Consider the following 8,913-nt stretch of genomic DNA (forward strand, 5'->3'; position numbering starts at 1 on the left):
GTCAATCCTCTCGTTTACTAAAAGCTTTGAAGGGGTAGCCTTCGTCAGAAAGGCCCCAGTTAACAAATTCAATGACGTTAAGACGCATGCCGTGGACCACACCGCTCATGATGCAAAGAGCAAAGTTCAGGATATGGCCCAGTAGCAGGATAATGCCCGCAAACAACACCCCGGTAACCGGGCTGGAGTGCAGAACGTCCATTGCCAGTGAGTTAAAGGTCATCGCCAGTGATGCACCGGACAGGCCCAGGGCAAACAGGCGCATGTAGCTGAGGACATCACCGAAAGCTCCGGTGATGTTGTAGACGGCCTTCAGGCCATCCAGTACTCTCAGGATCAGGTCCTTCAGGGAGTGAACCGGCCGGTTGCTGGTGAACAGGAACACCATAAGGGCTCCAATGATCATCAGGCCAGGGCCAATGGCGGTTTCGAAGGCTTTCGGCAGCGTGCCGGTCATGCCCAGCCAGAGGGTCAGGGCACCGGCCATCAGTCCGGCCCAGCCCAGAGGGGCAAAGGCGTAGCTTGATCCCCGGTTGACCACAGCGGTCATGACATTCGCCACGATCAGGTGGCAGACGCCGATGATCACGGACAGCTTCATCATGGCGTTGTAGTCATTCAGGTCAATAAACGCGATTCTGCCCAGGAGACTGGAACTATCCGGTGCTGCCCCGAAGTAACTGCCAATCAATACACCCCAGACAATCCCGGCGGCCGACATAAAGTAAGCCAGGTTCATCAGGCGGCGGCCTGACTCGCTCTGTCGGAGCTTGCCGCGGAACAGGAACACGATCAGTCCGAAGATCAGGCTGTACATGGCATCGCTCATGATCATGGCAAAGAACAGCGAGAATGAGTAAAACACCACGTTGCCTGGATCCCAGGCCCGGTAGTTGGGGGTCTGGAAGAAGCCCAGGGCGTCAGCGCCCCCGCCGGTGCCGGGTGTTTTTTCCAGCAGTGTCGGAGGATTGTCGTCTTCCGTGGGTTCTTCAAAAATAGCCGCAACGCCATTCTCAGCGGTGAAGACTTCGACGCTGGCCTGTTCGGAGACCGGCACCCAGCCCTGCACCAGGAAGAAGTTTTCTTCGTCCAGAGTGCCGCTGTTGGCCTGTTCCAGGGAGGCCTTGTCCATTCTGGCCGCCAATACCTGATCCAGGAGGTAGCTCCAGCGGGTCAGGGATTCGCGTTCTGCCAGCAAGTCCTCGACGTGATGCTCCGCTTCCTCAAGCATTTCTTCCAGGTGAGCCAGAGACTCTTTACCTACATGGGACCTTGGTACCGGCAGGAGGTCTTCAGCAGGCTCCTGGTCGGAAAGGACAATTACATAGCTGTCTTTCAGGTCCTGGTGAATCAGCTCCCAGGGCAGTTCAATGTCGTTTAAAGCGGGCATTTCCCCGTTGGGCATCACATAGAACCACAGACGCATACCGTTGAGGTCAGTCAGCTCCGGGAAGTTGAACTGGCCCCAGGGGCGCACTTCACGGATGCGCTGTTCCAGCTTGTCCCGAAGGTCTGACTTGGCGCGGAACCGTGCCTTGTTGGTCAGGATGGTCTGGACAATGCCGTCAATATCCCGGGCATCTTTCCGCTCGCGGAAATTCCGGATATGACGCCTCTGCTTAGGGCTTCTTTCCAGCCAGGCCTTGGCCTCACTGGCTTCTGCCGGTTGCACCTGCAGTGCCTGGTCTACCGGTTTATCCGTCAACGGGATAAGGTGCAGGCAACCCAGAGATTGCAGCCCTTTAAGTACCCGAGTCTTGTCCTGACTGGGCCCGTAAAGGGTTATCTTTTTCAGTCGTTTAATAGCCATATCAAATCCGATCGCAGGTCGTTTTCCGGGCGGTGGCTACCGCCGTTCAAACGGCCTGCGAATGACCTCCTTTGGCTTCCTGTGCCAGAACCTTGCCCTTGGAGAGCTTGGCGTTCATGACGCTGGCCCGGTCCTGGTCGGACATGTAGATCTGGATCTTCTGGATGTTCTTCTTGGTCTGGGGAATCAGTACCTTGGAGAACAGGTTAACCCTCTGGGAGGTGGTCCGGGTCGCTTTGTCCAGCTCTTTGTGGCGCAACTGGCGTACCTGGAGCTCAATTCTCAGGCGGATCATCTGCTGCAGCAGTTCCACCAGGTAGTCCACCCAGTGCGGCTTAGCCAGATCACTGTAAGGGGTGAGAGCGATTTCTATGTGCTCAACCAGCGGAACCGATGTACCGACAATATTTTCCTCGGTGAGGCGGACGTCAGTCACCTTTACCAGGCTTTCCACCGGAACATCCTGGCGGGCCAGCATAGGCAGCTGACGTTTCACCAGTTCTTCGACCCCTGCCAGCTCCTCACGGGTTTCTGCCAGAGCCTCTTCTGCCTTTTTCCGCTCCATCATCAGCTGCTGGCGCTTGAGCTCAAGGGCTGGCAGATAACGATTGAACGTCTTAAGACTTCGCTTCTCTTTGTTTAATGAACTTTTGTTAAGCGCTACCTTGGCCATGGTGATTACGCCTCAGCTGCTGCTTCAGTGGCTTCCTCTACCGCCAGTTGTTCCTGATTTGGCCAGTATTTTTCCAGCAGGCTCTGTTTCATCAGAGTCTCTTCCGGCGCGAAGCACTCAGCCATGGTCGCCCAGCACTGATCCAGTGCGTCTTCCAGTGGCATGGCGGCATCAAGGGACATGAAGCGTTCTTTGAACAGCTTGCCGAACTTGATGGTTTTCAGGTCGTAGCTGGACAGCTCAAAGGCCATGGCCTGCTTCTGGGTGGCGTTCACCGAGTCAGAGTAGAAGCGGATCATGGTGTTCATCAGGTGCGGGTGGTCTTCACGGGTTTCTTTACCCATGACCATCTGCTTCAGACGGGACAGGGAACCAAATGGGTCCAGGTGGCCATCGTGCAGGTAGAACTGACCTTCCGTGATGTAGCCGGTGTTGTCCGGTACCGGGTGAGTCACATCGTTACCCGGCATGGTGGTTACCGCCAGGATGGTGACAGACCCTGCGCCCTTGTAGTCACAGGCTTTTTCATAGCGGCGTGCCAGCTGGGAGTAGAGGTCACCCATGTAGCCCCGGTTGGCAGGAATCTTGTCCATGGCCACACCGATCTCTTTCATGGCATCCGCATAGGAGGTCATGTCAGTGAGCAGGACGAGGACTTTTTTGGATTCCTCAACGGCGAAGTGCTCGGCTACGGCCAGGGCCATGTCCGGCGTCAACAGTCGTTCAACTGTGGGGTCGGAAGCCTGGTTGGTGAACATGACGGTACGGGAGGATACTCCGGCTTCCTCAAAGGCGGTCCGGAAGTAGTGGTAGTCATCAAAAATCAGACCCATGCCACCAAAGACTACCACGTCGGCTTCCGCCTGGATGGCGATCCGGGCGAGGAAGCGGTTGTAGGGTTCACCGGCGACGGAGAAGATGGGGATTTTCTGGGATTCTACCAGGGTGTTAAAGACATCAATCATGGGGACGTTGGTCCGTACCATGCGGGATGCCAGAACCCGGCGAACCGGGTTGACGGAGGGGCCGTCAATCTCCACTTTGGGGTCTTGTTCCAGTGCCGGGCCGCCGTCAATAGGCTCGCCTGCACCGTTAAAGATTCGACCCAGGATGTTGGGAGAGTAGGTGGTCTTCATGGGCTGGCCCAGGAAGCACACGGCAGCTCCGGTGGAGAGTCCCTTGGTGCCGGCAAACACCTGGAGGGAAACTTCCTCGTGATCAATCTTGATGATCTGCGCCATGGAATAGGGCTGGCCATCCTGCTCGATCAACGCCAGGTCACCATAGTTGGCCTGGGCATTGCCCTCGGCCAGGTTGGGTACGTGAACGCGAATGAGGTCACCAACAATGCTGAGAATGTTAGTGTATCGCAATAGGCTCTGGGGCATTACTGCTCCTCTATACTGCTAAGGAAACGAAAAATGAACGGGTCATGGACTCAGGAGCTGCTTACTGGTGGGGCGCTGTTGAACTATCCACTGCTGAATAATCCATTGCCCGCCCCGGGTAATGCCTGTAGTGCGTCGTCTGCCTGGAAGCGACTGTTTAAAGCCGTCAATTCAAAGCAGAGGTGGGAGCACTGCACTGCTGGGTTTACTCGCTCTGGCCTGAACACCATTTCGCTTGACCCTCTATTGCCAAATCTGCTGCCAGATAAGTGCATGAAGGTGATGCAAAATGCGGCCCACTGTGACCAGTGGAAGAGTAAACGGCTTCAGTAAACCGCCCCAAAATTCAATCCGCTTACCTGAGATTCCGGTTAACCGAAATCACTTCTGCTGGCTACATAGTAGACAATTCCGTGCGGGGCACAGAGAGTATACTTTTGTTGCCATTGTTGCCCGTCTGATACGTCTGGCTGTTTCCCTTTCAGTCCTGCCTGGTGGGGGGGCACAAAGACTTGCGTAAGTCTGTGTCTGGCCATCGGTGGCCAGAGGAAGAAGAACAGCTCAGAGGCTATCAGAATCACAGGCGGGTCCAGCCCCACGGGGCTGGACCAAAAAATTACCGGGCTTTGCCCAGGGTTTCTACCATGACCGCCTTAATGGTGTGCATACGGTTTTCGGCCTGGTCAAAGACAATAGAGGCTTCTGATTCAAACACCTCTTCGGTGACCTCAAGGCCATCCATACCAAACTTTTCGGCCACTTCTTTGCCGATGGCAGTGTCATCATTGTGAAAGGCGGGAAGGCAGTGGAGAAAACGAGTATTCGGGTTGCCGGTTTTCTTCATCACGGACGGGTTGACCTGGTAGGGGGTCATAAGCCTTACCCTTTCATTCCAGGCTTCCATGGGTTCGCCCATGGAGACCCAGACGTCGGTATAGAGGAAATCGCATCCGGCAACGGCTTCATCAACGGACTCAGTGAGGGTGATTCTGGCACCGGTCTCTGAGGCTATTTCGCGACATTGTTGGACCAGTTCTGCATCCGGAAAGAAGGCTTCAGGAGCGGCTACCCGGAAATCGATACCCATTTTGGCAGAGCCAACCATCAGGGAATTGGCGACATTGTTTCTGCCGTCACCAAGATAGCAAAGTTTCATTTCGTTCAGAGGGCGGCTACCACTGTGTTCCTGCATGGTCAGGAAGTCTGCCAGAACCTGGGTAGGGTGCCAGTCGTTGGTCAGGCCGTTCCAGACGGGAACGCCGGAAAATTCCGCCAGTTGCTCGACGTGCTGGTGAAGGTGCCCACGGAATTCAATACCGTCGTACATTCTGCCCAGGACCCGGGCGGTGTCTTTAACGGTTTCTTTGGAACCCATTTGGGATCCGCCACCGATATAGGTGACCTGGGCGCCCTGGTCAAAGCAGGCTACTTCAAAGGCGCACCGGGTTCGGGTGGAGGCTTTTTCAAAAATCAGGGCGATGTTCAGACCTTTAAGGAATTGCTGCTCTTGACGAGCCCGTTTGGCTGCTTTCAGGGCGGCTGCCTGCTCCAGTAAATGGCTGATCTCCAGGGGAGAAAAGTCCAGCAGCTTGAGAAAGTGACGGTTCCGCAATGTCTGGGTCATAACAGTATTCCTGAGCCTGGCCAATTTATTGTTGTTGCACCTGTTTGTTCAATAATGCCCTGGGATGCGTGGAAGGCCTGAAAAGACCCCGGCAATCACTCTCCGGATAGTTCCGGGCTTAAAATGCCATCTCTCAAGAGCTGGGACATCATCCACGGGACGGACGCCTGTGTCCAGCATGGGATACGTTTTGTCCCAGGGTCCCGTGTCATGGTCCGTAAAAGCGAGTCTGTTGGCTGTGCAGGGAGGCAATGATGCACCGTCAAACATAAAGTTTGCTCTGGACGGAGTGATTAAGTTGTGTATAGCGTATCGTCAGGTGATAGCGAAGGCATTACGTAAAAATACGTTTTGCACCGATTAATCGGTGGCTTTATTGATCTGTGTTTCTTGACAAATATGTTTTTGGTGGCTGCTTTGTAAGGGGGTTGTTACAACAACGAATTGACAAAGGCCGTCATGGGAGGGGGTGGCTTGTTTTAGCCGCTATCAGTCCCAGGACTTTTTCAGTAAATCTCGTACTTTTTCAAATAAGAACTTTTAAGCTTATGACCTCGTTACAATCAGGTTTCCTGGCTTGTAAACACAAGTTCGACTTTGAGGTGGTCGGGTTTTACTTTTCCCGCCTCAGTGATGAGGCGGGTAGCCTCTCTCATTACATGAAGCCCAGCGGGGTAATTTTATCCTCTATCACCTCTCCAGTGACGGCGTTTACAGTCATTTTATGTCGCACCCGGTTATCATCAAGAAAAATGATCTCTCTTATCCGAGTGTTGTGCTTCATGCTGCTGCGTGTCCGTAAAACAACCATGCCTTTGTATTTTTCCCGGGCGTTATTGAGCACCTGCTCCAGGGAGATTTGTTTTCCGGAGGGTTTCAGGTCGTAGGTTTCTTCCTTGAGGATGCGGCCCGTGTAGGCATCAATAGTCAGTTGCAACCGCTTGAGTTTCAGTTTTTTATCAGCCAGTTCCAGCATTCTCACCAGATCACCCTCCCTGCGATCCAGCCAGGAACGGATCAGTGTGGCCTCCGGGTGTTTACTTCGGACTTTGGCCAGGGTTTTTTCCAGGGGCATTGGGGTTTTCAATGAGGCGTTGTCCATCTCCTTGCCGGTGAACGCATCATAAACCACCCGGTGGTTCTGATTTTTACTGTCCACAAAGTTGATGATAAACACCTTGTGGCGATCCTCTTCCTGCAGGCGGGCGGAATGCACGACAAGATCGCCGTACTTTTTCCGGGTGGCGCTGATCAGCTGCTCAAGGGGGATCGTTATCCTGAGTTTGTCCGGCTGATCAAGAATAGAGCCTTTCACTGGTGGCGGTGCAGCGCCTGAAACTGAAGCGGTGACAAGACTGATCCCCATGAATAGGGCCGCTGTTAACAGGGACTTGCCGACGGGCTTGTTCATTGAATCTTTCCTCTTGGTGGAGGACAGGTGGCGACTTGTAAACCCACTGAATTCTTAACGGGAATGGCCAGCGCGAAGAGGGTTATAAGGAAGTCGCAGTAGCCGGAGGAGCCAGTCTAAAGGGATAACCCAGGCTCTGATTTACAGCAGTTCAGTGAGTAAATTTAGAATCGAATGGCAGAAATGCAAGCGATCCTGGAGGGTGGTTGGTTTGTTTGCCTGCTGGTCCAATGGTTGTAACCGGGTCAGGTCCAGACGCCCCTGGTTGTGCTGCAGCGGTTTCATCAATTTGACCGGCAGCGTTCAAGCAGAATGCACATGACCTCCTGTTTACTCAGTTTCTTTCATAGATCCACAGGGAGTCGGGAGGTGGGTGTTATAAATTGACCTGATTGCCATGGGCTATGTACAGTATTCAGAGTAATAATAAATCCCTTGCTGATGATATCTTAAGCTCACTGCAACAGGACTGAAGATGAAATACCTGTGGAATAAATTACTTTTCTCCATGATGTTTTTCATTTTTTGTCAGCAGCTTATTGTTGCTGTATCGGTCTATCTCCTGGCGGAAATCGGCAAGGAGTTTTCCGAAAGTAATATCATCAATCTGGAGACAATACAGCTTTTTATTCTGTCCCTGGTACTGGTCTTTATACCGGCATTTGTAGCCAGGCACTGTCTGGAACTGGGAAAGCATCATAGCCTGCAACTCTATCTCTCTGATTATAAAACCTTGATCTCGCAAAAAACGGACTTGTCTTTTGACTCTGCCCTGAAGAAAAAGAAAGAAATCTGGTTTACCAGTGAGGGCGAAAAAATGATCAGTGAGATATATGACTACCTTTATGACACGGCCTCATTGATTACCAATGCCCTGTTCAGCATCCTGGTTATCACTTTTACCATCAAAATGGAGTTTCTCTTTGCCTATGTTCTCTGTTTTCTTACTACCCTGTTTTTGCTGAACCGGTTTAAATCAAAGCTGGAGCATCTGTATCATAAAAAATTCCAGAGTCTGGCTGAACTTAAATCTCACCTCAACTATGCATGGCTGACACTGAGTATCAACAATCAGAATATGGCCCGGTTATGGCAAAAAAAGCATGGTGAAAATCTGTCAGAATGGAAGCGGTCTATCTCAAAGTCTGAACTCTATCAGAATGTCAGCAGCTTTATTATGATGACCGTCTCCCTTGCACCGGTCATTGGCCTGATTCTGTATTATTTGTCGGGTGATACGGCTATGGCCGTTAAGGGGGCTATTTTAATCACGATGCCCAGGCAGATACAGATTATCCAGTCTTTCCAGAGCCTTATTGTTGCCTGCAACCAATATGCCGGGTTTAAGGCCAAAATTAAACTTTTGCAATCAAGCACTGAAGCGCTGAAAAATAAAAACCTGATTGACAGGGTCTGTGTCAGCAAGATAGCGGTGAACAATAAACCACTGATCAAGTTTGAGAATATTTTATTCTATGCCCAAAAAGCAGAGGGCCGCTTTACGATTCATGGCGATAACGGTGCCGGAAAGTCCTCCCTGCTTCTCTGGCTGAAAAGGGAGTTTCCGGATTCATTTTACCTGCCCCACAAGCCGGGTGATTTATTTTGGGGAGCCCCTTTGCAGGGGTCTACCGGGGAGCAGGTAATAGCCGCACTGACAATGGTCAGCGAAATGAATAACGCCCTGGTTTTACTGGATGAGTGGGATGCTAATTTAGACGACTCGAACCGGAAAAAGGCCAGCGCTTTAATTGATAAGCTGGCAAAAAACGGTGTGGTCCTGGAGGTCAGGCATAATACAAAAGAGCGGTAGTCGTCACTGTCCTGAACTGAACAATACCCGGTTTCTGAAAAAAAAACCGGGTATTTATTGTGGTTAGGGAAGGTGCGAACAACCCCAGCTATTTGATAAATTCATCTTTTGGGATCGCAAAAGCAGCCTAGCCCCTGCAATTTTTGGTGGATAATCCACCAAAAACTTACTTGAAAGTGGCAGGGTTTAACCAC

Annotated in this window: 7 protein-coding genes; 2 read left to right on the plus strand and 5 right to left on the minus strand. The window is 52.0% G+C overall.

All coding sequences use genetic code 11. From position 1 onward, the window contains the following. Position 1: 1 nt before the first annotated feature. From ACNRUY_RS13750 to ACNRUY_RS13760, 3 genes are read right to left on the minus strand one after another with little or no spacing between them, the layout of a single operon-like run. A complete protein-coding gene (locus ACNRUY_RS13750; RefSeq protein WP_488112214.1) occupies positions 2–1,810 on the minus strand; it encodes a V-type ATP synthase subunit I in 1,809 nt (602 codons plus the stop codon). A 46-nt stretch (positions 1,811–1,856) separates the two neighbouring features. Next, a complete protein-coding gene (locus ACNRUY_RS13755; protein ID WP_488112215.1) occupies positions 1,857–2,483 on the minus strand; it encodes a V-type ATP synthase subunit D in 627 nt (208 codons plus the stop codon). Positions 2,484–2,488: 5 nt separating this feature from the next. Continuing rightward, positions 2,489–3,871 (minus strand): V-type ATP synthase subunit B, encoded by a 1,383-nt coding sequence (locus ACNRUY_RS13760; protein ID WP_488112216.1) that lies wholly within the window; start codon positions 3,869–3,871, stop codon positions 2,489–2,491. A 33-nt stretch (positions 3,872–3,904) separates the two neighbouring features. On the opposite strand from ACNRUY_RS13760, the gene ACNRUY_RS13765 reads away from it, so the two are divergent. Then, positions 3,905–4,204, plus strand: a complete 300-nt coding sequence (locus tag ACNRUY_RS13765; RefSeq protein ID WP_488112217.1) for a hypothetical protein — start codon at positions 3,905–3,907, stop codon at positions 4,202–4,204. A gap of 283 nt (positions 4,205–4,487) precedes the next feature. Here the strand turns inward: ACNRUY_RS13765 and argF are convergent, their stop codons facing one another. Next, positions 4,488–5,495, minus strand: coding sequence for an ornithine carbamoyltransferase (argF, locus tag ACNRUY_RS13770; protein ID WP_488112218.1), 1,008 nt, complete (start codon positions 5,493–5,495; stop codon positions 4,488–4,490). A 655-nt stretch (positions 5,496–6,150) separates the two neighbouring features. Next, positions 6,151–6,906, minus strand: a complete 756-nt coding sequence (locus ACNRUY_RS13775) for a PepSY domain-containing protein (RefSeq protein ID WP_488112219.1) — start codon at positions 6,904–6,906, stop codon at positions 6,151–6,153. A 475-nt stretch (positions 6,907–7,381) separates the two neighbouring features. Here ACNRUY_RS13775 and ACNRUY_RS13780 point away from each other — a divergent pair, with 475 nt between their 5' ends. After that, a complete protein-coding gene (locus ACNRUY_RS13780; RefSeq protein WP_488112220.1) occupies positions 7,382–8,719 on the plus strand; it encodes an ATP-binding cassette domain-containing protein in 1,338 nt (445 codons plus the stop codon). Positions 8,720–8,913 lie beyond the last annotated feature (194 nt).

The organism is Endozoicomonas sp. Z74 (genome assembly GCF_057680865.1).